Source organism: Cedecea selenatireducens (assembly GCF_042138895.1).
GTDB lineage: Bacteria > Pseudomonadota > Gammaproteobacteria > Enterobacterales > Enterobacteriaceae > Cedecea > Cedecea selenatireducens.
The window spans coordinates 511,555-536,883 of record NZ_JBHIKW010000001.1 but is presented as its reverse complement, the minus strand read 5'-3'; the positions used below and the strand labels follow the sequence as shown (position 1 = coordinate 536,883).

Genomic DNA, 25,329 nt, shown 5'->3' with positions numbered 1-25,329 from the left:
ACCTGGTGAAGCGGCTAAAGTCGAGTGGATTACCACAATTTAAGGGCGGGAATTGTAGCGCCGCAAGACGGGGGAGTAAACCGTCTTGCGGATTCAGGCGATGAGCGGCTGTTTCTCTTCCGTGGCGGCAGGTTAAATCACCCGCCCCGCGTCGGCTTCCCAGCGGTAACCCACCCCGTAAACGGCGCGAATAAATGACTGATCGGCATCCAGCGCCTCAAGCTTGCGGCGCAGGTTTTTGATATGGCTGTCGATGGTGCGGTCGGTGACCACGCGGTAATCGTCATACAGATGATTCAGCAGCATTTCGCGTGAAAACACTTTTCCCGGCTCATGAGAAAGGGTTTTGAGCAGGCGAAACTCAGCGGGCGTGAGATCCAGCAGCTTATCGCGCCAGATAGCCTGAAAACGGCCTTCATCAATGACCAGCGAGCTTTGTTCCGAGCCTGAGGATATAGCGACCTGGCGTTTACAGCGGCGCAAAATGGTTTTGACGCGGGCCACCACTTCACGCGGGCTGTAGGGTTTACAAATGTAGTCGTCTGCGCCAATTTCCAGCCCCAGCAGGCGGTCTATCTCTTCAATCTTCGCCGTTACCATTACAATCGGGACTTCGGAGAAGCGGCGAATCTCTTTACACAGCGTCAGGCCGTCGGTGCCCGGCAGCATAAGGTCCAGCAGAATCATGTCTGGCGGCGTATGGCGAACAAACGGCAGCACTTCATCGCCGTGGCTCAGCAGGATAGGGGCGTAGCTTGCCGCGCGGAGGTAGTCGATGAGCAATTGCCCAAGCTTTGGTTCATCTTCCACGATCAGAATGCGCGGCGTGTTTTCGTCAATCGGTAGCTCGGTCATAGTGTCCTCGACGTTTCTGTTTCCAGAGGAATTTCAACTGTAATGCTAACGCCGCCAAAGCGCGAATGATTGGCGGTGAGCGTTCCGCCGTGGGCGGTCACGATATTCTGGCAGATAGACAGGCCGAGGCCGGAGCCGCCGCTGGCGCGGTTGCGGGAGCCTTCGGCGCGGTAGAATCTGTCAAACAGCTGGCCTAGCTGCTCGTCCGAGACGCCGGGCCCGCTGTCGTCAAAGCTCATCACAAACTGCTGATTCACGACTTTGCCGCTGATGACCAGCTGTCCGCCGCTGTCGGTGTAGCGCAGGCTGTTTTCCAGCAGGTTGTTGAATAGCTGCATCAGGCGGTCGCCGTCACCAAAAATCACGGCCGAGTCGGGTAAATCGAGGCGTATTGTCAGCCCGCGCGAATCAAAACGGGATCGGAATGCTCCGGCAACGACCTCCAGCAGCGTAATAATATCCAGCGGTTTCTTCTGGTAGGCCAGCGCGCCTTCGTCCGACATGGAAAGCTGGTGCAGGTCGTCGACCAGCTTGGTCAGGGTGGCAACCTCCATTTGCAGCGAGGTCACGGAGTCCGGCGTAAACTGTCGCACGCCGTCCTGAATCGCCTCCAGCTCGCCGCGCAGGACGGCCAGCGGCGTTCGCAGCTCGTGGGAAATATCCGCCATATAGGCCCGGCGCATTTTATGGTTCTTTTCCAGCGTGCTGGCGAGCTGGTTAAAGTCCTGCGCCAGCCGCCCCAGCTCATCCTGACTGCTGACCGTAACCCGGGTAGTAAAGTCACCGGCGGCAAGCTTGTGCGTGCCCTCAACCAGGCGTTTTACCGGCGCCAGCAGGCCTCGGGCGAGCAGGAACGTTGCCGCTGCGGCAAGCAGGCTGGACAGCGCGACGATTATCCAGCTGGTGCGCCGCTGCTGGCGATCGAAGTTAATATCGGTGTTGCGCGTAAGCCTCTCAACGGGGGAGGCTATCACCCAGCCAACGTCCTGGCCGTTGACGTTAATCGCTTTGCGCATCCCGTCGTGGGGGAGTTTCTCTCGTGGGCCAACCAGTACCTGAGAGTTTTGATCGACCACCCAAAACTTGGTGCGCCAACCCTGGGGCGGCATGCCGTGTGCTTCATCACCGTCGCGCTCAAACGAACGTAAAATCTGAAAGACAAACCTATCGTTGTGCCGCAGGAAGCGCCAGTTTCCATGCAGCGCATACTGTTCGCCCAGGGCATCACTCAGCATCTCAATACGCTGGGTATTACCGCGCTTGATGTAGTCGATGAAGCCGCGTTCAAAGCTTAACCTCACGCCCCAGTGCATGATGGCCAGCACCAGCAGGCAGGTAGAGAAAATCGCTAAAAATAACTTACCGGTAATACCGGAGCGCCAGAGTTTCATGTTTCGCTCCTTTTGCGACGGCTAATCACCGCATTTTCCGAACGTTCATTAGGGACGCGGGCAAACAGCAGCGCCGGGAGCGCAATCACCATCGCCATACAGAAATAGGTATACATAAAGATGCCGTGGGCCTGTTCGCCGCCCACCGGAAGCTGCTGGTTGCCGAACATGCCCAGCAGCAGCCCGGCTACGGTGACGCCGATACTCATTGAGAGCTGCATCACCATCGACAGCATGCTGTTGCCGCCGCTGGCGAGGTCATCCGGCAGATCTTTTAGCGTCAGGGTATTCATCGAAGAGAAGCGCATAGAGTTGACCATGCCCTGCACAAACAGCACCACCGGCAGTAGCCAGAACCAGCCCATCAGGGCGGTGGCCATAAACATCAGCGTGATCAGCGCCAGGCCGAGCGTGGCGGCGACCAGCACGTTGCGGTAGCCGAATCGGTTGACCACCTGCACCACAATACGCTTCATGCCCATGCTGCCGAGCACCATCGGGACCATCATCAGCCCTGCGTGGAACGGGGAGAAACCCAGCCCAATCTGCAAAAACACCGGCGTCATAAACGGTAACATGCCGCTGCCTATGCGCCCGCAGAGGCTGCCTAGCAGGCCAAGAGAAAAGGTTTTAGTGCTGAACAGATTGAGATTGAACAGCGCGTTTTCGTTGCCTCGCGCATGCCACAGGTAAAGCAGGATGGCGATAACGCCGCCGAGGATCAGCAGCCCGAGCATTTCGCTGGAAATGCCCAGACCCTTTTGACCGTCGAGGGCAATCGTCAGCGCCGCCATGCCGAACGCCAGCATCAGGAAGCCGGAGATATCAAAGCGGCGGGTTTGCATGGTGTAGTTCGGCATCAGCCACAGGGTGGCAATCGCCCCGACGATGCCGACTGGAATATTGATCAGGAAAATCCAGTGCCATGAAGCGTACTCCACCAGCACGCCGCCGAGCGCGGGGCCGAGCAGCGGACCAACCTGGCCCGGAATCGTCACGAAGGTCATCGCCGCCATGTATTGCGCACGAGGCACGATTTTCATCACCGTCAGCCGCCCCACCGGCACCATCATTGCGCCGCCAATCCCCTGAACCACGCGCGCCAGCACCAGCTCGTTAAGCGTGGAGGCGTTAGAGCAAAACAGGGAGCCCAGGGTGAAAAGAATAATCGCGGTGAAGAAGATATTGCGCACGCCCACCCTGTCCGCCAGCCAGCCGCTCGCCGGAAGCATCACCGCGACCGTTAAAACGTAGGCCACCACCACCGAGTGCATATGCAGCGGGCTTACGCCCAGGCTATGCGCCATCGAGGGGAGGGCGGTGTTAACAATCGTGGTGTCCAGCGCCTGCATAAAGAAGCCAAAAGCGACAATCCATAACTGCCAGCGGACGGCGGTGGGCAAATCAGTCATACGGACAGAGCCTTACTTTCACGGGGCTTGCGGCTAAAGCGCAATCTCAGTCGATCGAAGAACAGGTAAACCACCGGCGTGGTGTAGAGCGTCAGCAGCTGGCTCACCACCAGTCCACCGACGATGGTTATCCCCAACGGCTGGCGCAACTCTGCGCCGTCGCCGCTGGTCAGCACCAGCGGTAATGCCCCAAACAGCGCGGCCAGCGTGGTCATCATAATCGGGCGGAAGCGCAGCAGGCAGGCCTGGAAAATAGCCTCTTCCGGCGTTAATTCGCCCTTACGCTGCGCCTCTATCGCGAAGTCCACCATCATGATGGCGTTTTTCTTCACGATGCCAATCAGCAGCATGATACCGATTAGCGCAATCAGGCTGAAGGGGGCGCTGAAAAGTTCCAGCGCCAGCAGTGCCCCAACGCCTGCGGAAGGCAGCGTCGAGAGGATGGTCAGCGGATGAACGTAGCTTTCATACAGCATGCCGAGCACGATATACACCGTGGCAATCGCCGCCAGGATCAGGATCACCTGCGAGTTCATGGTCTGCTGGAACACCTGTGCCGTCCCGGCGTAGCTGCCACGCACGGTGGACGGCACGCCCAGCGAGGTCATCGTCCTGTCGATGGCGTCACTGGCTTCGGAAAGCGAAACCCCGTCCGGCAGGTTGAACGAGATGGTCGACGCGGCGGACAGCCCCTGATGGTTGACCGACAGCGGCGCGTTTGCCGGCTGCCATTTGGCAAAGTAGGACAGGGGAATGGATTTGCCTTCGCCGTTAATCACGAACATCTGGTTAAGCGAACTGATGTCCTGGGTGTAGCGCGGGTCTACCTCCATCACCACTTTGTACTGGTTTAGCGGCTGGTAGATGGTGGAAATCTGGCGCTGACCAAAGGCGTTGTTCAGCAGGTTATTGCCATCAGAGACGCTGATGCCCAGCCGGGCCATGGTTTCGCGGTCGTAAATCAGGTCCATTTCCGAGCCATTATCCTGCTGGTCGGAGTTAACGTCCGCCAGCTCGGGCAGCGCCGCCAGCGCCTTACGAATTTTGGGCTCCCACTCGCGCAGGGCGCTTAAATCATCCGAAAGCAGGGTGTACTGATAGCTGGCGTTGGCCTGGCGGCCGCCGACCCGAATATCCTGCACCGCCATCAGGTAGAGGTTGGCCCCCGGCTCTTTCGCGAGCTTGCCCCGCAGCCGGTCAATGACCTGCTGGGCGGTTTCGCTGCGTTCGCTCAGCGGTTTGAGGGAGATGAACATCATGCCGCTATTCACCCTGGAGCCGCCGGTAAAGCCGGTGACGTTGTCTACCGCCGGATCTTCACGAATGATTTTCATAAAGTCCTGCAGCTTGCCGCGCATCGCCTGGAAAGAGATGCTCTGATCGGCCTGAATATTGCCCATCAGCCTGCCGGTATCCTGCTCCGGGAAGAAGGTTTTTGGAATCGCGATATAGAGCCAAATGCTCAGCGCAATCGTGCCTAAAAGCACCACGCCCACCAGCCGCGTATGGTTTAGCACCCATTTCAGCGAGCGCGCGTAGCCGCCCTGCATGGCGATTAGCAGGCGGCCAAATCCCCGGTTTTTGTTTCTTTTTTCCGACGGACGGTTTTTCAGCAGCCAGCCGCACATCATCGGGGTTAACGTGAGCGAAACCACCAGCGAAATGCCGATAGCCACCGAAAGCGTGACCGCAAATTCGCGGAATAAGCGCCCCGGCAGCCCGCCCATCAGCAGCAGCGGCAGGAAGACCGCGACCAGTGACAGGCTCATGGACAGCACGGTAAAGCCGACCTCGCGCACGCCCTGCAGCGCCGCCTGCATTGGTTTTATGCCCGCTTCAAGGTGGCGTGAAATGTTCTCCAGCACCACGATGGCGTCATCGACGACGAAGCCGGTGGCGATGGTCAGCGCCATTAGCGACAGGTTATTCAGGCTGAAGCCGCACAGGTACATGGCGGCAAAGGTGCCGATCAGCGAAACCGGCACCGCCACTGCGGGAATAAAGGTGGCTCGTCCTGAACGGAGGAACAGGAAGACAACCAGGATAACCAGTGAAACGGAGATGATCAGCGACTGCTCAACTTCTTCCAGCGAGGCGCGAATGGTCGGTGAACGGTCCTGAGCCACCTGGAGATCAATGGAGGCCGGAATGGTCTCTCTTAATTCAGGAATTTTGGCGCGAATGCGGTCGACGGTTTCGATGATGTTCGCTTCCTGCGATTTGCGGATCATCAGCAAAATGGCCGGTTTAGCGTTGGTCATCCCGGCGTTACGCACGTCCTGCACGCTGTCGGTGACGTTAGCGACATCCTTCAGCCGCACCGCCGACCCGTTGTTGTAGTGCACGATGAGCGGCATATATTCCGCCGCTTTTTTCAGCTCATCGTTGGTCTGAATTTGCCAGCGACGCGTGTCGTCTTCTACCGCGCCCTGAGGGCGACGAACGTTGGCGTTGCTGATGGCGGTGCGGACGGCGTCAAGCGACACGCCCTGGTTAAACAGCGCCTGCGGATTGAGGTCAACGCGTACCGCCGGGAGCGAACTCCCGCCGACGTCAACATCGCCCACGCCGTCAATCTGCGACACGGTTTGCGCCAGCTGGGTAGAGGCGAAATCGTACAGCTCACCCTGCGACAGCGTGTCGGAGGTGAGCGTCAGGATCATGATTGGCGCATCGGACGGGTTGGCTTTGCGGTAGGTGGGGCGCCCCGGCATACCGCTTGGCAGCAGGCTTTGGGCGGCATTTATTGCCGCCTGTACGTCACGCGCGGCCCCGTTGATGTCGCGGTCAAAATTAAACTCCAGAATAATGCGGGTGCTGCCCAGCGAGCTGGACGAGGTCATTTCGTTGACCCCGGCAATGCGGCTCAGCGAGCGTTCCAGCGGCGTAGCCACGGACGACGCCATGGTTTCCGGCGAAGCACCGGGCAGCGAGGCGCTGACCATAATGACCGGGAAATCCACCTGCGGCAGCGGTGCGACCGGCAGCAAACGAAAGCCCAGCACGCCGCACAGCGTAATGGCAACGGTCAATAAAATCGTCGCTACCGGGCGATAAATGAAGAGGGCAAAGAACTTCACTTACGCCTCCTCATGCTGTCGGCCAAAACGACGTCGCGTGTAATGAGACAGGCGGTCGAACAGCAGGTAAATCACCGGCGTGGTAAACAGCGTTAACACCTGGCTGACCAGCAGGCCGCCGACCATGCCGATGCCCAGCGGGCGGCGAAGTTCTGCGCCAACCCCGGTTGAAAGCATCAGCGGCAGCGCGCCGAGCAGCGCGGCTAGCGTGGTCATCAGAATCGGGCGGAAGCGCAGCAGGCAGGCCTGATAAATGGCTTCGTAAGGTGCCATACCCTGTTCGCGCTCGGCGGCCAGCGCAAAGTCGATCATCATGATCGCGTTCTTCTTCACGATACCGATAAGCAAAATGATGCCGATTATCGCGATAACGTCCAGCTCCGCACCCGCCAGCATCAGCGCGAGCAACGCCCCAACGCCCGCCGTGGGCAGCGTTGACAGGATCGTCACCGGGTGAATAAAGCTCTCATACAGCACGCCAAGTACGATGTACATCGCCACGACTGAGGCAATAATCAGCCAGATGGTGCTGCCCAACGCGGCCTGGAAGGCGAGGGTGCTGCCCTGGAACTGAGTAGTGATATCGGACGGCATCTCCAGCGCTTTTTCCGCTGAGGTAATGGCGTTCACGGCGTCGCCCAGCGACTGCCCTTCCGGCACGTTAAAGGAGAACGTGGTGGACGGGAACTGGTCCAGGTGGTTGATAGAAAGCGGGGCGAACCGTTGCTCCACCTTTGCGATTGAGCTGAGCGGAATGCTGCCGCCGTCGCTGCTGGTCAGGCGAATGTTGTCGAGCGCGCTCAGCCCCGGCGTGGTGCTGGTGTCATGCTCGAGCACTACGCGGTACTGGTTTGCCTGGGTGTATATGGTCGAAATCAGGCGCTGGCCGAAGGCGTTATACAGCGCGCTGTCCACCGCTGACATGGTGATGCCGAGGCGGCTGGCGCTGTCGCGGTCGACGTTGACATAGGCCATCAGCCCCTGGTCCTGCCAGTCGCTGCTGATGTCGGAGAGCTGCGGCAGTTCTTTGAGCTTGTTCTCTAATTGCGGCACCCAGGTGCTGAGCTCGTCCAGCGAGGTAGCCTGTAAGGTGAACTGATACTGGGTGCGGCTCACCGTGGTGTCGATGGTCAGATCCTGAATCGGCTGCAGATAGAGCTGCACGCCCGGTACGCTGGCGACATTTTGCTGCAGGCGGTCGATAACCACCGGGATACGGTCGTCACGCTCGCTCAGCGGCTTAAGGTTAATTTGCAGGCGGGCGCTGTTCAGCGATGGGTTGGTGCCGTCAACGCCGACAAACGAGGTCAGGCTTTCCACCGCCGGATCCTTCAGGATCACGTCAGCCACCTGCTGCTGGCGCTGGGCCATGCTGGCGAAGGAGACGGACTGCGGCGCCTGCAGGGTGCCCTGAATAATGCCGTTATCCTGAACAGGGAAGAAGCCTTTGGGAATGAACACCCACAGCACAACGGTCAGCGCCAGCGTGCCAAACGCCACGCCAAGCGTCAGCCACGGATGGTTCAGCACTTTGCTCAGCAGGCGACCGTAGGCGGCAATAATGTTATCGAACATCTTTTCGCTGGCGCGTGAGAAGCGGTTTTGCTTACGCAGCGACTCGTGGCTCAGCATCCTGGCGCACATCATCGGGGTGAGCGTCAGCGAAACTACGGCGGAGATCAAAATGGAAATCGCCAGCGTGACCGCAAACTCGCGGAACAGACGCCCCACGATATCGCCCATAAACAGCAGCGGGATCAGCACGGCAATCAGCGAGAAGGTGAGGGAGATAATGGTAAAGCCTATTTCCCCTGCGCCTTTTAGCGCGGCGGCCAGCGGCTTCTCGCCTTTTTCGATGTAGCGCGAGATATTCTCGATAACCACGATGGCGTCATCCACCACGAACCCGGTGGCGATGGTCAGCGCCATCAGCGTCAGGTTGTTGATGGAGAAATCGAGAAAGACCATCACCGCAAAGGTGCCGACCAGCGAGAGTGGCACGGCGACGGCAGGGATGATGGTTGCCGGGACATTACGCAGGAACAGATAAATGATCATCACCACCAGCGCGATGGCCAGCATTAGCTCATGCTGGGTGTCCGTCACGGAGGCGCGAATGTTGGTGGTGCGGTCGCTCAGCAGCTTCACTTCAACCGACTTCGGCAGGCTCTGGGTCAGCGTCGGCAGCATCTGGCGGATACTGTCCGCCGTGTCGATGATGTTCGCGCCAGGCTGGCGCTGAACGTTCATCACGATGGCCTGCTGCTTGTTAGCCCATGCGCCAAGCCAGCTGTTTTCTGCCCCTTGTTCGACGGTGGCGATTTCGCCCAGGCGGATAGGCGCGCCGTTCTGGTAAGCGATGATTAAATCGCGGTACTCCTGGGCAGACTTCATCTGATCGTTGGCGGAGAGCGTGACCGCACGCTCAGGGCCGTCAAGGCTGCCTTTAGCCGAGTTGACGTTGGCGCTGGTGATGGCGGTGCGAATGGTTTCGCTGGTCAGGCCAAGCGCGGCAATCGCAGGCGCGTTCAGCTTAACGCGAACGGCAGGACGCTGGCCGCCCGCAAGCGTGACCAGTCCCACGCCGGACACCTGGGAAATTTTCTGCGCCACGCGCGTTTCCACCATATCTTCAACCTGCGTCATCGGCAGGGCGCTGGAAGTCACGGCGAGCGTCATGATAGGCGGATCTGCCGGGTTAACTTTGCTGTAAACCGGCGGGTTTGGCAGGTCGGTTGGCAGAAGGTTTGTGGCGGCGTTAATTGCCGCCTGCACTTCCTGCTCGGCAACGTCGAGCGCCAGCGTGAGCTGGAATTGCAGGGTGATGACAGACGCGCCACCGGCGCTTTGCGATGACATCTGCTTCAGGCCGGACATTTGCCCAAACTGGCGCTCGAGCGGCGCCGTGATGGCTGACGTAATCACATCCGGGCTTGCACCAGGGTAGAGAGTGACGACCTGAATAGTCGGATAGTCTACTTCCGGTAGCGCCGAAACAGGCAGAAAGCGATAGCCAATGATCCCCGCCAGCAGGATAGCCACCATCAATAGCGTGGTGGCGACCGGACGGAGAATAAACAGGCGGGAAGGGCCGCCGGTTGAGCCAGGAGGTAACACCTGCATCAGGAGCGTGCTCCGTTGTGTTTGTGACCGGACTTCGCCTGCGCCTCCGGTTTCACCTCGTCGGCAGCCGCGTTGTGTGGCTCCACCACTTCAACCTGCGCACCTTCGGTCAGGCGGTCGATGCCGTCGGTAACTACGCGATCGCCAGCGGAAACCCCGGCGGTAATGACCACTTTCTGGCTGTCCTGAATCCCCGGCGTAACCAGATGTTTGCTGACCTTATTCTCGGCGTTCAACACCCAGACGAAGTGGCCTTCGTTACCCATTTGCAGCGCGCCAGCAGGGATCACGACCGCATTTTGCTGCGTATCCACCAGCATACGTGCGTTCACAAACTGATTCGGGAACAGGGCATCATCCTGATTATCAAAACGGGCTTTGAGCTTGATGGTGCCGGTGGTGGTATCGATTTGGTTATCAAGGCTAAGCAGTTTGCCGGCGCTAAGTTTTGTGGTGTTGGTGCGGTCCCAGGCTTCAACGCTCAGCGTTTCACCGGCCTTCTGCGCTTTAATCACCGTGGCAATGTCGTTTTCCGGCAGGGTGAATATAAGGTCTATCGGGTGCGTTTGCGTCAGCACGACAATCCCGTTGGTGTCGCCGGTGGAAATCTGGTTGCCAATATCGACCTGCTTCAGGCCAACGCGGCCGTCTATTGGCGCGGTAACGCGGCTCCAGTTTAGCTGCAGCTGGGCGCTGGCAACGCTTGCTTCATCGGCCTTAACCGTGCCGAGCGAGGATTCAACCAGCGACTGCTGAGTGTCCAGATCCTGGCGGGAAACCAGGTTAGTTTTCACCAACTGCTGATAACGGGCCAGGTCGCGACGAGCGTTAGCAAGCGTGGCCTGATCCTTAGCGAGCTGCCCCTGCGCCTGCGCCAGGGCAACTTTAAACTGGCTAGGGTCGATTTCAGCCAGCAGGTCACCGGCTTTTACCTGCTGACCTTCCTGGAAATGAATAGCAAGCAGCTGCCCGTCAACGCGGCTGCGCACGGTCACGGTATTGGCCGCGGTGATGGTACCAAGGCCGGTTAAGTAATGCGGCACGGCTTCACTGGTTGCAGTTGCGGCCTGAACCGGGGCCAGCGCACCGCCTCGCATCCCGCGACGGCCGCCCTGGGCTTGCGTCTGGCCAGCTTTCGCCTGTGGCTGGTTCTCCGGGGAGGAATTATGGCTTCGCCAGAACCAGGCGGCGGCAATTACCACCAAAATAAATGCTGCAATCCACAACCAGCGAGAAGTCTGTGTGCCTTTCATAAATGACGTGTTCTCTTCCTGAAACGATTAGGCTTAATGTTACTAGTTTAGTAATCAATAGCCCCGTAATGATGGAGGAAATATGAAGTACTGTCAGATTAGCAACATATCGCGGGTAATTGCTGTTTTCGTGGCCAAATAAATTCGTTCACCTCGATACTTTTTCCGAGGTGTTGCGCATAGTCTTGCGTAAAAGATAGCCGCCTCACGAAATGAAAAATAAACTGTGGTTTATGCATTAAATATAACCTATAGTTTATGAGGTGAGTGATGACATGGACCGTAATTTTTACCGACTATTTCTATTTTTGGTATCAGGCGCAGCCTTTGGATCTCCGCAAACGGCTCGCGGCAGCCTTCGGAAATCTTGAGTTCTGGGGGCCTGAGTTGAGCCGTCCGCAGGCTGATACAGTAAAAGGCTCCCGCTATCCCAATATGAAGGAGCTGCGCCTGCTGTGGCGGGGGAAGCCGTATCGAATATTTTTTGCTTTTGATCCAAGGCGCAGGGCCGTTGTGCTGTGCGGTGGAGATAAATCAGGTAACAAACGGTTTTATGAGACTTTGATAAAAGTGGCTGATACGCAGTTGGCGCACCACCTGGCAGAACTGGAGAGTGAATATGAAAACCTTAACTGAAGTGATTGCCGGGTTCTCGCCGGAAGACCAGGCAGAGATCCGAAAAATGACCGAAGTCCTGATTCTGGAAACTGGCCTGCAGCTGGTGCGTGAAGAGCAGGGACTTTCTCAAAAGCAAGTAGCGCAAAAAATGGGTATTTCGCAGCCGGCGATAGCCGCCATCGAACAACGCGGTAACGATCTTAAGGTTCTTACCCTCAAGCGCTACGTTGAGGCCCTGGGCGGCAAACTTTCGCTGCATCTGGAATTTCCGGAAAAGCACAGGCGTTTTCAGATATAAAAAAACCGCAGGTTACCTGCGGTTTAGTTAATGAGTTGAGTTTTGAGATGATTATCTGAACACGACGTCTGCCCAGCGGGCAAGCCCCTGGGTTACAGAGCCGAAGTCATCGCCTCCGGCAATCGGGATATTCGGCAACTGTTGGGCCAGAGCATGGCGCAGCAGCGGAGAACGTGCGCTGCCGCCGGTCAGGTAGATAACCTCGGGCCTGGCGTTGCTGTTTTCCATTGCCAGCGTGACCTGCTCCATGATGCGATGCAGCGGCTGGCTGATGGCGGTTTCCAGCGCCTGCTGGCTGATGTCGCAGCCCACTTCATGGGCAATAAACGGCAGCATGGTGGCAACCTGTTGGCTATTGGACAGCGCAATTTTGCTCTCTTCTGCCGCACGGACGAGACGATAGCTCAGGCGCTGACGCCAGACTTTTTGCAGGTAAGCCACTTTTTCCGGCTCACGCGCGTCGCGCACAAGCTCGTTAAGAGAGCGCCCGTTAGCCGTGCTGTAGAAGTCGTTCTGCGCCGGAACATCGTTAATCGCCACCGCGTTCCACCAGGGCAATACCGGCAGCGCGATGCCTTTCTCCGTCTGGCCGCCCATACCGAGCAGCGGGGCCAGCTGTTTGAAGGCCAGCATAATATCCAGGTCGTTACCGCCCACGCGGCAGCCGCTGTGGCCGAGCAGGCTTTGCTCCCGGTCACGGCGCTGGTGCCATTCTGGCCCCATCAGCAGCACCGAGCAGTCGGTGGTGCCGCCGCCGATATCGACTACCAGCACCTGTTTTTCTTCCTGCAGCGTGGCTTCAAAATCAAGCCCTGCGGCAACAGGTTCAAACTGGAACACAACGTCGCGGAAGCCAGCGCGGTGCGCGGCGCGCTCCAGAATACCCTGAGCCTGCTGGTTGGCCTCTTCGCCGCCGAGCCCCTGGAAGTTAATCGGCCGGCCAATCACCGCCTGATCGATAGTCCCGTTAAGCTGGCTTTCTGCCTGCTTGCGAATGTGCAGCATCATGGCGCAGACCAGGTCTTCAAACAGCGCGACCTGCTGCGGCTTCAGGCCGGTGGCGCCCAGGAAGGACTTCGGCGATTTAACGAAGTAAACCTCTTCCGGGTCTTCCATGTACTGGCTAAGCGAATTCAGACCGAACTTCACGCTGCCGGGCAGCACGTCGATATCTTCTTCACGGTTATAGCTCACCGCCCGGCGCAGCAGCGCCTGGGTCTCACTTCCCGTAGCCGGGACTTCATGGTGGCGGAAAAGCCACTCGCTCACCGCTTCACGCGTAGGCGCGCAAAGCATAGAAGGCAGCAGCGATGAACCGTTTTCCATCTCTAACAACTGTGGCTTACCGTCGCGCATAATGGCGACAGAACAGTTCGCCGTCCCGTAGTCAAAACCGATTTTCATTTTCTTTAATTATCCCCATGCCAGTGAGAAGGGGGGCGACTTTAGCCCAATGACGAGCCGCGGGCAACTGAATATCAAAGCAAGGCAGAAATCTGTATTTAGCGGTATGCTAAATGTGCAACGTTGTTCGCCTAATGCCCTCATTCTCTTCAGGATTATTTATGTACACCCTTAGCTATCAACCGCCTTATGACTGGCCCTGGATCCTCGGTTTTTTACAGGGGCGTGCCGTTGAGGGCGTGGAAATTGTCACCGGGAATTGCTATCAGCGCAGCTTCGCGCTGGGTGAGCATGCCGGGCTGGTTACGCTTGAGCCAGATGAAGAAAACCTTTGCCTCAACGTGACGCTGAGCGACGGGCTGCTGCCTGTGGCAGAGGCGGTTTTGCAGCGCGTGAGAAACTTACTGGACCTGGACAGAGACCCGCAGCAGGTTCTGAGCAGCCTCGGGGCGCTGGCGGCTGCGCGCCCGGGCCTGCGTCTGCCGGGATGTATGGATCCCTTTGAGCAGGCTATCCGGGCGATCCTCGGGCAACTGGTGAGCGTGGCGATGGCGGCAAAGCTTACGGGCAAAGTGGCCAGAGCCTACGGCACGAAGCTTGAGGGGCAGGACGGCTGGTATCTGTTCCCGGATGCCGGGACGTTGGCGAACGGAGATATTCAACGGCTGAAGTCTCTGGGGATGTCGCTCAAACGGGCAGAGGCCATCGTGCATCTGGCTGGAGAGGTGACGAAGGGACAGTTCCCGCTGCTGTTACCGGATGACGTGGAGCAGGGGGTGAAAACCTTGATTACGCTACCGGGAATCGGGCGCTGGACGGCGAACTACTTCGCCCTGCGCGGCTGGCAGGCCAGCGATGTTTTCCTGCCTGATGACTACCTGATTAAACGGCGCTTTCCCGATATGACTACCGCACAAATCCGCCGTTATGCCGAGCGCTGGCAGCCGTGGCGCTCTTATGCGCTGCTGCATATCTGGTACAGTGACGGCTGGACTCCGGTCAGTTAATGCCGAAATAGCTGTTGTGCAGCAGCAGCTCCAGAGGCTGCGGCTGGACGATAGTTTCACCATAGATAAGATCCAGCCCGATGCCCGACAGCGTATCCATGACCAGCGGCATATCTGCCGGGCCAGCGATGGTTTGCAGCGCCATACGCTGGGCGTGACCGTGAACAATTGTCACCATCATTTCGTCCATCAGATTGCAGTGCACGTTGAGGATCAGATCAGGGTCCAGCATCACGTAGTCAAACAGATGGTGGCTCAGGGTGTTAAACAGTTCCAGATCGCGCCCCACGTGGCTCAGCACCATGCGGCAACCGGCTTTACGCAGCCGCTTCAGGTTGGCATAGACACGCTGTGGTTCAGTCAGCAGGTCGCTGCTTTGAATGGTCAGATGCAGCAGGCGAGGCGGCATTCTGCTGGTGGAAAGCTGGTCTAGCAGCTCATTAACAAAAGTATCGCTGACCAGCCCGGCGCCGGACACCGGCAGCGCCACGCCAAAGCCTTTCCTCGCCACTTGCCCGGCAAATTTATCAAAGAACTCGCTAAATACGCGGCGATCCAGCGCGTGGTGCAGCGACGGGTCGGCCAGGCCTGCACGGAACGCCGGTTCGTTGATGACGTCACCTTCGCTGCCCCAGAAGCGCAGGGTGAGCAGATAGAAACAGGTGGACTCAGGGATACGCGGCGGCGCAATGGCCATCGCTATCATCAGGATCGGGTTGTCTTTGATAACCTGCCACTGCTCGTCGAGCGGCATGGTATCGCGCCCTTGTTCCATATAATGGCGGTGCGGTTCATACACGGTGACCTGGCCGCGGCCGTTATTTTTAGAGGCGTAGCAGGCAATATCGGCCTGTGAGAGCACTTCAGAGGCAATGGCATTATCGCCGTCAATATGCGTGATCCCCGCGCTCGCGCCGATGCGGTGCAGGCGGCCGTCCCACATGAAGTGATAGTCGTTGATGCTGCGAATGATTCGCTCAGAGATATAGCGCGCGTTTTCGGTGGAGCAATCCGGCAGCAGCAGGCCAAACTCGTCCCCGCCGAGGCGGGCAAGGAAATCACCGGTTCGCAGCATGCTCAGCATCATGGCCGCCAGCTCCCGCAGCAGAGCATCGCCTGCGGCATGGCCAGCAGAGTCATTCACGGCCTTAAAACGATCGAGATCGATAAACACCAGCGCGTGATGCTGACGGTGCTCAATCGCGCCCTGCAGCAGACGCTTAAGGTGATTTTCAAAGCTTACCCGGTTCGCCAGATGCGTCAGGCTATCGTGCGAGGCGCTGTAGCTCAGCTGCTTGAGCATTTTCCGCGATTCAGTTACGTCCTGAATAACCAGCACCGAGCCAATACTCTGGCCGTCGAGCGTGGTGAGCGGCGTAATGGTGTAATGGATGTCGTAGCTGCCGCCGTTGCGGCAGTGCAGTACAACATCTTGCTCAATGGCGCTGCGGGAGAAATCGCCGCTGTGAATGTTTTCCATTACCGGGCCGTTATCGCCGAAAGTAATGCGCAGAATCGACAGGATGTGCTGCCCAATGGCCGCCTCCTGCGCCCAGCCGCTAAGTTTCTCGGCAATCGGGTTCATAAAGCTGACGTTCATGTCGACATCGGTACAGATAACCGCTTCACCGATAGAGTCCAGCGTGATGTGCAGCCGCTCTTTCTCCTGGTACAGCGCTTCGTTTAGCTGCTTGACCTCGGTCATGTCCATATTAATGCCGAGCAGCCTTTCCACGTCGCCGTTCTTATTCAGCACGCGGTTGGCCAGGGAGCGAATATGGCGTATGCCGTCCTTAACGTGGATACGGAATTCAAGCTTGAAGGGGAGGCGATTTTTTAACGACTCGCGAATGACCGCTTCCGAGTGCGCCAGATCTTCTTTCAGCAGCCTGTCCAGCCACAGCTGGTAGGTGGGTTTGGTGTGCGGCGGAACGTCATAAAGCTCGAACATTCGCTTATCCCAGCTAATGACATCGTTGGTCAGATCCCACTCCCAGATACCGATGCCGCCGGCCTCATTGGCAAGCGTAATGCGTTCCATCAGCCGCTTGTTAATCCACTCGGTGTGTTTCAGGTCGTTAATGTCTTCAATCTGGGCGATGTAATAGAGCGGGCTACCGTCCGTATGGCGCACGACGGAAACGGTGAGCATGGCCCACACGACATTCCCCGCGCTGGTGTAGTAGCGCTTTTCCATCGAATAGCTATTAATGCGGCCTGATGCCAGCTTGCTCAGGTGCTGGAGATCAAGGTTTAAATCCTCGGGCCAGGTGATTTGCTGGAAGGTGAGGTTGCGCAACTCTTCGCCGGAATAGCCCAGGAATTTACACAGGGACTTATTCACCTGCAGCCAGTTGCCTTCGGTTGACACCAGCGCCATCCCGATAGCCGAGTATTCCATGGCGTTACGAAAACGCGTTTCGCTCTCGGTGATGTGCTTGCGCTCTTTACGAGAGGAGTACATGACCATCGTAATCACGTTAGCCGGCAGCAGGATCAGCAGGAACGGCAGCCAAGGCGCATATTCCAGCACGCGCGGGTGCGGGGTCACCATCGGGAACTTACCGATGGCTATCATCGCGGACACCATCATTAGCGTGGCCAGGAAGATAATAAAGGCTTCCAGGCGCGGCAGCCTGATAGCGCTCCACATCAGAATGACGATGATAAAGGTGAACGGCCACGGCAGATAAATTAATGAGAAATAGCTTAGCGCCAGGGTTACGGCAAACGTGGCGATGGTTTCAAACAGCAGGGACGCTTTACGGTGCCGCAGCAAATAATAAGGCTTGAACAACAGCCCTGCCGGCATCAGCGCCAGCGCACCGATGGACTCCGAGAGCATCCATATTAAGAAGGTTTTCAGCGCCGACGAGTCAACCGGTACCGGCAACATCGTGACCAGCAGGCCGCCGGCAAGTGGCGGGACGATTGCGCTGCAAATAGCCAGCTTTGCCCAGTTATTGAGGTTTTGTAAGGGGTTCTTTCGCGGTAAAAAACGGCGCAAAAGCACCGCGCCCAGCAGCGCTTCAACCAGGTTTATCGCAGTTAGCGTGACGTTCAGCCAGTTAAAGGGAAAAAGGGCGGAACTTGCCGCAATGCTGCCCAGCGCACAGGCTGCGGCAATTAACGGCCATTGGCGAATGGGAGTACGGAAAAACGCCGCCATGATTAACGCGGTGGTAAACCAGATAGGCACCAAATCGGTACCCTTTAGCGTCAACTCCATGGAATAGAGGGTAAAAATAAAGCTGAGTAACCCTAAGCCCACCAGCAGTATCAGCGAATGGAAGGCGGTTTCTGTTTGTCTGTTTTTTATAATCATTACCGCAAATCCGCTTAGACACTGCCGCCAGGAGCAATGCCCGGATGCATATAAATAAAGAATCGGTTTATGCTAGTACAAACAATTTACAATTCCTATGCTCGCTTGTCAGAATTTACCTACAGAGCGTCAGAAATTGCGTAGTCAAATCACGTAATTAAATAATTCCACTTTAACGGGGCTTCAGGGGATAACGCTCGGTCATGCCGTTGCCACTTTATCACGCACCCGCAGCGCAATTTCGCGATTGCAGCGGGTAAGAGGCTGGAATCAAACGGCGGTTGTCCCTATAATTGCGGCGTTTGACGCCTCCGCGTCGTCCTTCCAACACTTTTCGTATTCAGGCCGTAAATAATATGACCGATCAGTCTCATCAATGCGTCATCATCGGGATAGCCGGCGCATCGGCTTCAGGGAAAAGCCTCATTGCCAGCACGTTGTATCGTGAACTGCGCGAGCAAGTCGGCGATGAACACATTGGTGTCATTCCAGAAGACAGTTATTACAAAGATCAAAGCCATCTGTCGATGGAAGAGCGTGTAAAAACCAACTACGATCACCCGAGCGCAATGGATCACAACCTGCTTTTCCAGCATCTACAAACGCTGAAATCAGGTAACGCTATTGAGCTGCCGGTGTACAGCTACGTTGAGCATACCCGTACCGGCCAGACGGTTCATCTGGTGCCGAAGAAAGTTATCATTCTGGAAGGCATTCTGCTGCTGACCGATGCGCGCCTGCGCCAGGAAATGAACTTTTCTATCTTCGTTGATACGCCGCTGGACATCTGCCTGATGCGCCGCATGAAGCGCGACGTTAACGAGCGCGGGCGTTCAATGGATTCCGTGATGGCACAGTACCAGAAAACGGTACGCCCGATGTTCCTGCAGTTTATTGAACCTTCCAAGCAGTATGCCGACATTATCGTGCCGCGCGGCGGGAAAAACCGCATTGCCATCGATATCCTGAAAGCCAAAATCAGCCAGTTCTTTGAATAACACTCTTTGCGAGCGCGCGTAAGCCGCTCGCTTTTACGTTGAATCCCTCATCCATTGCTCATTGGCTATCGTCGGCGCTCTGTGGCAGTGTGTGTAAAATTGAGATTGATAAGGAGAATCTGCGATGCGCCTTTGCGATCGTGATATCGAAGCCTGGCTGGATGACGGCCGTTTAGCGATTACCCCTCGCCCTCCGGTTGAACGCATCAACGGCGCAACCGTAGACGTCCGCCTTGGCAATAAATTCCGCACCTTTAGCGGCCATACCGCGGCTTTCATCGATCTCAGCGGCCCTAAGGATGAAGTTTCCGAAGCGCTTGAACGCGTCATGAGCGACGAGATCGTGCTGGATGAAGGAGAAGCCTTCTTCTTACACCCGGGTGAGCTGGCGCTGGCGGTGACGCTGGAGTCCGTCACGCTGCCGGACGATCTGGTCGGCTGGCTCGATGGCCGTTCGTCGTTAGCCCGTCTTGGCCTGATGGTGCACGTGACCGCCCATCGAATCGATCCGGGCTGGCATGGCTGCATCGTCCTTGAGTTCTACAATTCAGGTAAGCTGCCGCTGGCGCTGCGTCCGGGCATGATGATTGGGGCGTTAAGCTTTGAGCCGCTTTCCGGGCCAGCCGCGCGGCCATATAACCGTCGGCAGGACGCAAAGTACCGCGATCAGCAGGGTGCGGTAGCAAGCCGTATCGATAAAGACTAAATCGTTGTGCATTGCTCGCCCTGCGGCGAGCGACATGGAGAATGCTATGAGACGACTTTTAACCACGTTGATGATTCTGCTGGTTGTGCTGATAGCCGGCCTGACCTCACTTGTGTTGTTGGTTAACCCTAACGACTTCCGTGGTTATATGGTTCGTCAGGTTGAGGCCCGTAGCGGCTATAACCTTGAGCTCGAAGGGCCGCTGCGCTGGCACGTCTGGCCGCAGCTGAGTATTCTTTCCGGCCGTATGTCATTGACCGCGCCGGGCGCCAGCCAGCCGATGGTGAGCGCGGAAAATATGCGCCTTGACGTGGCGCTGATCCCACTGCTGTCTCATCAGCTCCAGGTTCGCCAGGTGATGCTGAAAGGCGCGGTAATTCAGCTGACGCCGGAGGCCGAAGCACAGCGTTCGAAAAATGCTCCGGTAGGCCCGAAAGGTACCGTGAGCGAACCCGACGCCGACCGCGGCTGGTCCTTTGACGTTTCGAAGCTCAAAGTGGTCGATAGCGTGCTGGTCTTCCAGCATATCAACGATGAGCAAATCACCGTCCGCAATATTAATCTGCAGATGGAACAGGACGATAAGCGTCAGGCGCATATTGAATTTAGCAGCCGCGTTAACCGCGATCAGCGTGATTTAGCACTTTCGTTAACCGCCGATGTGGACCTGAGCGACTACCCACAGCAGATAAACGCCACGCTGAGCCAGATTGATTACCAGCTTCACGGGGCGAGTCTCCCCGCGACCGGCATCAGCGGCACGGGTGCGCTGCAGCTCGGCTGGCGAAATGCCGATAACCAACTTTCGCTGAGCCAGATACAGGTCACCGCCAACGACAGCGATCTGCAGGGCAATCTCAGCGTGAAGCTGCAGAATAAGCCGCAGTGGACGGTAGAATTACAGTCTCACCTGCTGAACCTCGACAAGCTGGTGGCGAATTCTTCGGCCGCAGATAGCGGTATTAATCAACAGGCACAGCAGGCCCAGCAGCCAAGCCGCCCTGGCCCGGTGATAGCCGAAGAGCAGGGTGAGAAAAACTATCACAGCCTGCGTGATTTTAATGCCGCGGTGAATATCAAGGCCGGTGAAGTCCGCTGGCGTGGCCTGGGCTTCACCGACGTTCAGTCAGCGCTGGTGAACCAGGACGGCAAGCTCAGTATCAATCAGCTCAGCGGCAAGCTGGGGCAGGGCACGCTGTCGCTGCCGGGCTCTCTGGATGCCAGCGGCGATACGCCGGAGCTTGCTTTCCAGCCGCAGGTAAAAAATATTGAAATAGGCGATATTCTAACCGCCTTTGATTACCCTATCGCGCTGACCGGAAAACTGTCGATGAGCGGTAACTTCAGCGGTGAACGCCTGGATGCGGAAGATTTCCGCAGCGGCTGGCAAGGCGACGCTCAGCTTGAACTGGCGCACTCGCGGCTGCAGGGCATGAACTTCCAGCAGCTGATCCAACAGGCGGTCAGCCGCAGCAGCGAAGGTGTCGACGGGCAGCAAAACCTCGATAACTCCACCCCACTGGATCATTTCTCGACCTCGGCATCGCTGGATAACGGGCTTCTGACCTTGAACAATATGGTCGGTGAGTCCAGCGTATTGTCCCTGACCGGCAACGGCACGATGGATCTGGTGAAAGAAATCTGTGATACCCACTTTGCGATTAAAGTCAGAGACGGCTGGCAGGGTAGCAACAGCAAGCTGATTGAAGCGCTGAAAACAACGGCCGTTCCGCTGCGCGTTTATGGGCCCTGGCAGGAGCTAAATTACACGCTGCAGGTCGATCAGGCTCTGCGTAAGCAGCTGCAGGATGAAGCTAAGCGCCGACTCAACGACTGGCTGGATAAGAATAAAGACAGTGACAAAGCGAAAGACGTTAAGCAGCTGATGAATAAACTCTAACGAGCAGGCTGCAATAAAAAAACCGGCATTTGCCGGTTTTTTTATACCTCTTTTTTATACCTCGTAATCCAGCAGGCTCTCTTCCTGCAGGCGCGGCACTATCTGTACTTTATTCACCCTGTGGTTTACCACCTCGAGCGTCTTAAGCAAATAATTGCCCACCTCAACGGTTTCACCCTCGGCAGGCACGTGCTGTAAATGCTCCATCAGCAGCCCGGCAATGGTGTGGTATTCACGCTTATCGTCCAGGGGCAGGGCGATATACTGCACCAGATCGTCCAGCGGCATGTGGCCGTTCGCCGTCCAGCTGCCGTCCGCATTTTTCTGGATATCATGGCGGGCATCAATCTCTTCCACTTCATTTGGAAGATTGCCGGCAATGGTTTCCATCACGTCGCTGAGCGTCACGATCCCTTCTACCGAGCCAAATTCGTCCACTACAAAGGCGAAATGGGTGCGCGCGTTGCGGAACTGTTCCAGCGCCTGCAGCAGCTGCAAGGCCTCGGGGAAGACCAGCGGCTGGCGAATCAGCGGCGCAATGTCCAGGGCTTCACCGTGCAGAGACTGCTGCAGCAAATCGATGACGTGTACCACGCCGAGGATCTCTTCCCCGTCATCGGTCACCACGATGCGTGTGTGCTTGTTTTTGTCCAGCAGCTCCCGGATCTGCTCTTCCGGCGCGGCGATGTTCAGGTGCTCCACATCGTGACGGGAAGTCATGATGCTGCTGACGCTGCGCTGATTCAGGTGCAGCACGCGTTCGATCATGCGCGTCTCCTGCGGGTTGAAAATATCGCTGTCTATGCCGCTGTCGGCTATCAGTGACGCGGTTTGGGCGTCCAGCTCGGCTTCTTCTTTTTTACCATTCAGCAGCCGCAGTACGGCCTCGGCGGTGCGCTCGCGCAGCGACTGATTGGCAGAAAGAAAGCGTCGGCGGTTAAAAATAGCCAGCTGATTCAGCGATTCAATCATTACCGAGAAACCGATAGCCGCGTAGAGATAACCCTTTGGAATCTGATAGCCAAAGCCGTCGGCCACCAGGCTAAAACCAATCATTAGCAGGAAACTCAGGCACAAAATGACGATGGTCGGGTGGCTGTTGACAAACTTCGTCAGCGATTTGCTGGCCAGCACCATCAGCCCGATGGCAATAATGACCGCGGTCATCATGACCGCAAGATGGTCGACCATGCCGACGGCGGTGACGACCGAATCCAGGGAAAACACGGCATCCAGGATAACAATTTGCGCCACCACGGGCCAGAATCTGGCGCCTCGCTTTTGCGTGTGTTGTTCGCTGTCCTTACCTTCCAGCCGCTCATTCAGCTCCATGGTGGCCTTAAACAACAGGAACAGGCCGCCCAACAGCATAATCAGGTCCCTGGCGCTGAAGCTGAACTCGTGGAGAGTAAAGAGTGGTCGGGTGAGGGTCACCAGCCATGAAATCGAGGCCAGCAGCAGCAAGCGCATGATCATCGCCAGCAGCAATCCCGTCACGCGAGCGCGGTCGCGAAGTTTGGGAGGCAGTTTTTCGGCGAGAATAGCAATGAAAACGAGGTTATCAATGCCCAGAACCAGTTCGAGAACGACCAGGGTAACTAACCCAGCCCAGATTGAGGGGTCGGCAATCCATTCCATACGGGGTTTACAGCCTTTTTAACTTGCGGGCAAATGCCACACTGAAATGATGGATAATTGTCTAAAAAAAAGCAACGTTTGCCTGAGATTAATCCGTAATGGCTTATATTCTTGTCAGCATGAAGCGAAATATCCCATTGGTTATTGTGGTTAATAATTAAAGAGGTGCTTTGATTTTGTATTTTATTAATGAATCAACCACTATGAGATAGTTCTGCATATTCTTAGGGCGATTGTCTGATTAATTTTGCTGTCAATATAAAGAAATTCCTAAAATATTATTATTGCGTGGTTCATATTATTCTTAAAAGTCCGGTTACTGCCTTTTGTCTCCTTGCCTGCTGAGTTTTAAGCTGCAACAATCCTTATCGATGATTAGCAATGAATGTGTTTTTTATACATTGGTTAATAGTTCGCCCCAGCATTTTCATAAAATCTGATGGTCTGATTTCAATATCTTAATGGATATTTTAATTCGCCCGACCATGAGTATTGTTTACCATTTTCAGTAGGTTGGTGACTGTGAGCCAGGGGCGGTAGCGTGCCCGGATGCGGCCAGACAACAGCAAGTCATGGAGTCATCAGAGTGTCGGGAAATAAGCTTATTTTAGGAATAATGCCAATTATCTCGCTCTCTGAATATGTTCAATTCTGTACTTCATCCTCACGGCTAATTGCTTGCTTGTTTTATTCGCTCAGGATAATTACTCTGCCATAGTGATAAATATTCAATGATAAAATACAAACTTAAGTTGATGCCTTTATTGGTGTCAGTCACCCTGATGAGCGGCTGCACGGTATTTCCCGGCAGCAATATGTCGACATCGGGAAAGGACGTCATCAAACAACAGGATGCCGATTTCGACCTCGATAGAATGGTCAATGTCTATCCATTAACGCCTCGTCTGGTGGAGCAGCTGCGGCCGCGTCCGGTCGTCGCCCAGCCGAATGCCGGGCTGGACAAAGATATCGCTAATTACGAGTATCGCGTCGGGCCAGGGGATGTTTTAAACGTCACGGTCTGGGACCATCCGGAATTAACCACGCCGGCGGGCCAGTATCGTAGCTCGAGCGACGCCGGTAACTGGGTGCAGCCCGATGGCACCATGTTCTACCCCTACGTAGGAAAGGTCAGCGTAACCGGCAAAACGCTGGCAGAAATTCGCGGCGATATTACCAGTCGCCTTGCGCAGTACATTGCCCAGCCGCAGGTGGACGTGAATATCGCTGCCTTCCGTTCGCAAAAGGCCTATGTTTCCGGGCAGGTCAATAAGTCCGGACAGCAGCCCATCACCAACGTCCCGCTGACTATTCTTGACGCCATCAACGCGGCGGGCGGTTTAACCGATGCGGCAGACTGGCGCAACGTCGTGCTGACCCACAAAGGGCAGGAAAAACGTATTTCCCTGCAGGCGCTGATGCAAAACGGCGACCTGAGCCAAAACCATCTGCTTTACCCCGGCGACATCCTCTTTGTTCCGCGAAATGACGATCTGAAAGTGTTTGTCATGGGCGAAGTGAAGAAACAGGCCACGCTCAAAATGGACTTCAGCGGCATGACGCTGACCGAAGCGTTGGGCCAGGCCGAAGGTATCGATCTCACGTCTTCGAACGCCAGCGGCATCTTCGTTATTCGTCCGCTCAAAGGCCAGACTCAGCAAAACGGCAAGATTGCCAATATTTATCAGCTTGATATGTCCGACGCGACTTCGCTGGTGATGGGCACCGAGTTCCAGCTGCAGCCTTATGACGTGGTGTACGTGACCACCGCACCAGTTTCCCGCTGGAATCGCCTGATCAACCAGCTTCTGCCAACCATCAGCGGCGTTCGCTACATGACCGATACCGCCAAAGATATCCACACCTGGTAACGCGCTATGTTCAACAAAATACTTGTGGTTTGCGTGGGGAACATCTGCCGTTCCCCCACGGCTGAACGTCTGCTCAAACGCTACCATCCGGAACTTAGCGTCAGCTCTGCGGGGCTGGGTGCGTTGGTAGGGAAGGGCGCCGATGCCGGTGCCGTTGAAGTCGCCGGGCGGCACGACCTTTCTCTGGAAGGGCATTTAGCCCGGCAGGTTTCCGGGCGCCTGTGCCGGGAGCATGACCTGATTCTGGCGATGGAAAAACGCCACATCACCACGCTTTGCGAAATGGCGCCAGAGATGCGCGGCAAAGTGATGCTGTTTGGCCATTGGGATGCAGAGAGAGAAATTCCCGATCCCTACCGCAAAAGCCGCGATGCCTTCGAAGCGGTCTACAGCATGCTCGACCTTTCTGCCCAAAAGTGGGCTAACGCACTTAACGCTCATCAGGGATAA

The 25,329-nt window shown here is 56.5% G+C and carries 17 protein-coding genes; 8 read left to right on the top strand and 9 right to left on the bottom strand.

Annotated features, from left to right (window positions below; genetic code table 11):
- Positions 1-132 precede the first annotated feature (132 nt).
- Genes baeR through ACE38U_RS02505 form a run of 6 tightly spaced genes read right to left on the bottom strand, consistent with a single transcriptional unit; the run spans position 133 to position 11,114 of the window.
- On the bottom strand, positions 133-855 hold the full coding sequence (gene baeR, locus ACE38U_RS02530) for an envelope stress response regulator BaeR (RefSeq protein ID WP_038481191.1): 723 nt from the start codon (positions 853-855) through the stop codon (positions 133-135).
- Complete coding sequence (baeS, locus tag ACE38U_RS02525; protein ID WP_375529109.1) at positions 852-2,246, bottom strand: envelope stress sensor histidine kinase BaeS; 1,395 nt, start codon at positions 2,244-2,246, stop codon at positions 852-854. The genes baeR and baeS overlap by 4 nt, the downstream gene beginning before the upstream one ends.
- Entirely contained in the window at positions 2,243-3,658 is a 1,416-nt protein-coding gene (locus ACE38U_RS02520) for an MFS transporter (RefSeq protein WP_375529108.1), read from the bottom strand. Before ACE38U_RS02520 ends, baeS begins: the two co-directional genes overlap by 4 nt.
- On the bottom strand, positions 3,655-6,738 hold the full coding sequence (mdtC, locus tag ACE38U_RS02515; protein ID WP_375529107.1) for a multidrug efflux RND transporter permease subunit MdtC: 3,084 nt from the start codon (positions 6,736-6,738) through the stop codon (positions 3,655-3,657). The genes ACE38U_RS02520 and mdtC overlap by 4 nt, the downstream gene beginning before the upstream one ends.
- Entirely contained in the window at positions 6,739-9,861 is a 3,123-nt protein-coding gene (locus ACE38U_RS02510) for an MdtB/MuxB family multidrug efflux RND transporter permease subunit (RefSeq protein WP_375529106.1), read from the bottom strand. It lies immediately after the preceding gene.
- A complete protein-coding gene (locus tag ACE38U_RS02505; RefSeq protein ID WP_375529105.1) occupies positions 9,861-11,114 on the bottom strand; it encodes an MdtA/MuxA family multidrug efflux RND transporter periplasmic adaptor subunit in 1,254 nt (417 codons plus the stop codon). Before ACE38U_RS02505 ends, ACE38U_RS02510 begins: the two co-directional genes overlap by 1 nt.
- Before the next feature lie 270 nt (positions 11,115-11,384).
- Here ACE38U_RS02505 and ACE38U_RS02500 point away from each other — a divergent pair, with 270 nt between their 5' ends.
- Together ACE38U_RS02500 and ACE38U_RS02495 are read left to right on the top strand one after the other, a co-directional pair.
- Entirely contained in the window at positions 11,385-11,750 is a 366-nt protein-coding gene (locus ACE38U_RS02500) for a type II toxin-antitoxin system RelE/ParE family toxin (RefSeq protein ID WP_176982847.1), read from the top strand.
- Positions 11,734-12,030 carry a helix-turn-helix domain-containing protein gene (locus tag ACE38U_RS02495; protein ID WP_375529104.1) on the top strand — a complete coding sequence of 99 codons (297 nt, stop codon included), beginning with the start codon at positions 11,734-11,736 and terminating at the stop codon, positions 12,028-12,030. The genes ACE38U_RS02500 and ACE38U_RS02495 overlap by 17 nt, the downstream gene beginning before the upstream one ends.
- Before the next feature lie 51 nt (positions 12,031-12,081).
- Here ACE38U_RS02495 and yegD read toward each other — a convergent pair whose 3' ends face one another.
- Complete coding sequence (yegD, locus tag ACE38U_RS02490) at positions 12,082-13,434, bottom strand: molecular chaperone (RefSeq protein WP_038481212.1); 1,353 nt, start codon at positions 13,432-13,434, stop codon at positions 12,082-12,084.
- 161 nt (positions 13,435-13,595) lie between these two features.
- On the opposite strand from yegD, the gene alkA reads away from it, so the two are divergent.
- Positions 13,596-14,441, top strand: coding sequence for a DNA-3-methyladenine glycosylase 2 (gene alkA, locus ACE38U_RS02485; RefSeq protein ID WP_375529103.1), 846 nt, complete (start codon positions 13,596-13,598; stop codon positions 14,439-14,441).
- Here the strand turns inward: alkA and ACE38U_RS02480 are convergent.
- Positions 14,434-17,766, bottom strand: a complete 3,333-nt coding sequence (locus ACE38U_RS02480) for a diguanylate cyclase (protein WP_375529102.1) — start codon at positions 17,764-17,766, stop codon at positions 14,434-14,436. The two genes, alkA and ACE38U_RS02480, sit on opposite strands and share 8 nt — an antisense overlap.
- A gap of 356 nt (positions 17,767-18,122) precedes the next feature.
- On the opposite strand from ACE38U_RS02480, the gene udk reads away from it, so the two are divergent.
- The 3 genes from udk to asmA all read left to right on the top strand — a co-directional run bounded on the left by udk (position 18,123) and on the right by asmA (position 21,370).
- Complete coding sequence (gene udk, locus ACE38U_RS02475) at positions 18,123-18,764, top strand: uridine kinase (RefSeq protein ID WP_038483361.1); 642 nt, start codon at positions 18,123-18,125, stop codon at positions 18,762-18,764.
- Positions 18,765-18,888: 124 nt separating this feature from the next.
- On the top strand, positions 18,889-19,470 hold the full coding sequence (gene dcd / locus ACE38U_RS02470) for a dCTP deaminase (RefSeq protein WP_038481220.1): 582 nt from the start codon (positions 18,889-18,891) through the stop codon (positions 19,468-19,470).
- Between the two features lie 46 nt (positions 19,471-19,516).
- On the top strand, positions 19,517-21,370 hold the full coding sequence (gene asmA / locus ACE38U_RS02465; RefSeq protein WP_375529101.1) for an outer membrane assembly protein AsmA: 1,854 nt from the start codon (positions 19,517-19,519) through the stop codon (positions 21,368-21,370).
- 54 nt (positions 21,371-21,424) lie between these two features.
- On the opposite strand, the gene ACE38U_RS02460 is transcribed toward asmA, so the two are convergent.
- Entirely contained in the window at positions 21,425-23,008 is a 1,584-nt protein-coding gene (locus ACE38U_RS02460) for a TerC family protein (protein ID WP_038481226.1), read from the bottom strand.
- A gap of 731 nt (positions 23,009-23,739) precedes the next feature.
- Between ACE38U_RS02460 and ACE38U_RS02455 the strand changes: the two genes are divergently transcribed.
- Entirely contained in the window at positions 23,740-24,879 is a 1,140-nt protein-coding gene (locus ACE38U_RS02455) for a polysaccharide export protein (protein ID WP_176982852.1), read from the top strand.
- 6 nt (positions 24,880-24,885) lie between these two features.
- Complete coding sequence (gene wzb, locus ACE38U_RS02450) at positions 24,886-25,329, top strand: low molecular weight protein-tyrosine-phosphatase Wzb (protein WP_038481233.1); 444 nt, start codon at positions 24,886-24,888, stop codon at positions 25,327-25,329.

Excerpts from the sequence above, each read along its gene's own strand:
- baeR (WP_038481191.1), bottom strand. The coding sequence starts at position 855 with ATGACCGAGCTACCGATTGACGAAAACACGCCGCGCATTCTGATCGTG.
- baeS (WP_375529109.1), bottom strand. The coding sequence starts at position 2,246 with ATGAAACTCTGGCGCTCCGGTATTACCGGTAAGTTATTTTTAGCGATT.
- ACE38U_RS02520 (WP_375529108.1), bottom strand. The coding sequence starts at position 3,658 with ATGACTGATTTGCCCACCGCCGTCCGCTGGCAGTTATGGATTGTCGCT.
- ACE38U_RS02510 (WP_375529106.1), bottom strand. The coding sequence starts at position 9,861 with ATGCAGGTGTTACCTCCTGGCTCAACCGGCGGCCCTTCCCGCCTGTTT.
- ACE38U_RS02505 (WP_375529105.1), bottom strand. The coding sequence starts at position 11,114 with ATGAAAGGCACACAGACTTCTCGCTGGTTGTGGATTGCAGCATTTATT.
- ACE38U_RS02500 (WP_176982847.1), top strand. The coding sequence starts at position 11,385 with ATGACATGGACCGTAATTTTTACCGACTATTTCTATTTTTGGTATCAG.
- ACE38U_RS02495 (WP_375529104.1), top strand. The coding sequence starts at position 11,734 with ATGAAAACCTTAACTGAAGTGATTGCCGGGTTCTCGCCGGAAGACCAG.
- yegD (WP_038481212.1), bottom strand. The coding sequence starts at position 13,434 with ATGAAAATCGGTTTTGACTACGGGACGGCGAACTGTTCTGTCGCCATT.
- alkA (WP_375529103.1), top strand. The coding sequence starts at position 13,596 with ATGTACACCCTTAGCTATCAACCGCCTTATGACTGGCCCTGGATCCTC.
- ACE38U_RS02480 (WP_375529102.1), bottom strand. The coding sequence starts at position 17,766 with ATGATTATAAAAAACAGACAAACAGAAACCGCCTTCCATTCGCTGATA.
- udk (WP_038483361.1), top strand. The coding sequence starts at position 18,123 with ATGACCGATCAGTCTCATCAATGCGTCATCATCGGGATAGCCGGCGCA.
- dcd (WP_038481220.1), top strand. The coding sequence starts at position 18,889 with ATGCGCCTTTGCGATCGTGATATCGAAGCCTGGCTGGATGACGGCCGT.
- asmA (WP_375529101.1), top strand. The coding sequence starts at position 19,517 with ATGAGACGACTTTTAACCACGTTGATGATTCTGCTGGTTGTGCTGATA.
- ACE38U_RS02460 (WP_038481226.1), bottom strand. The coding sequence starts at position 23,008 with ATGGAATGGATTGCCGACCCCTCAATCTGGGCTGGGTTAGTTACCCTG.
- ACE38U_RS02455 (WP_176982852.1), top strand. The coding sequence starts at position 23,740 with ATGATAAAATACAAACTTAAGTTGATGCCTTTATTGGTGTCAGTCACC.
- wzb (WP_038481233.1), top strand. The coding sequence starts at position 24,886 with ATGTTCAACAAAATACTTGTGGTTTGCGTGGGGAACATCTGCCGTTCC.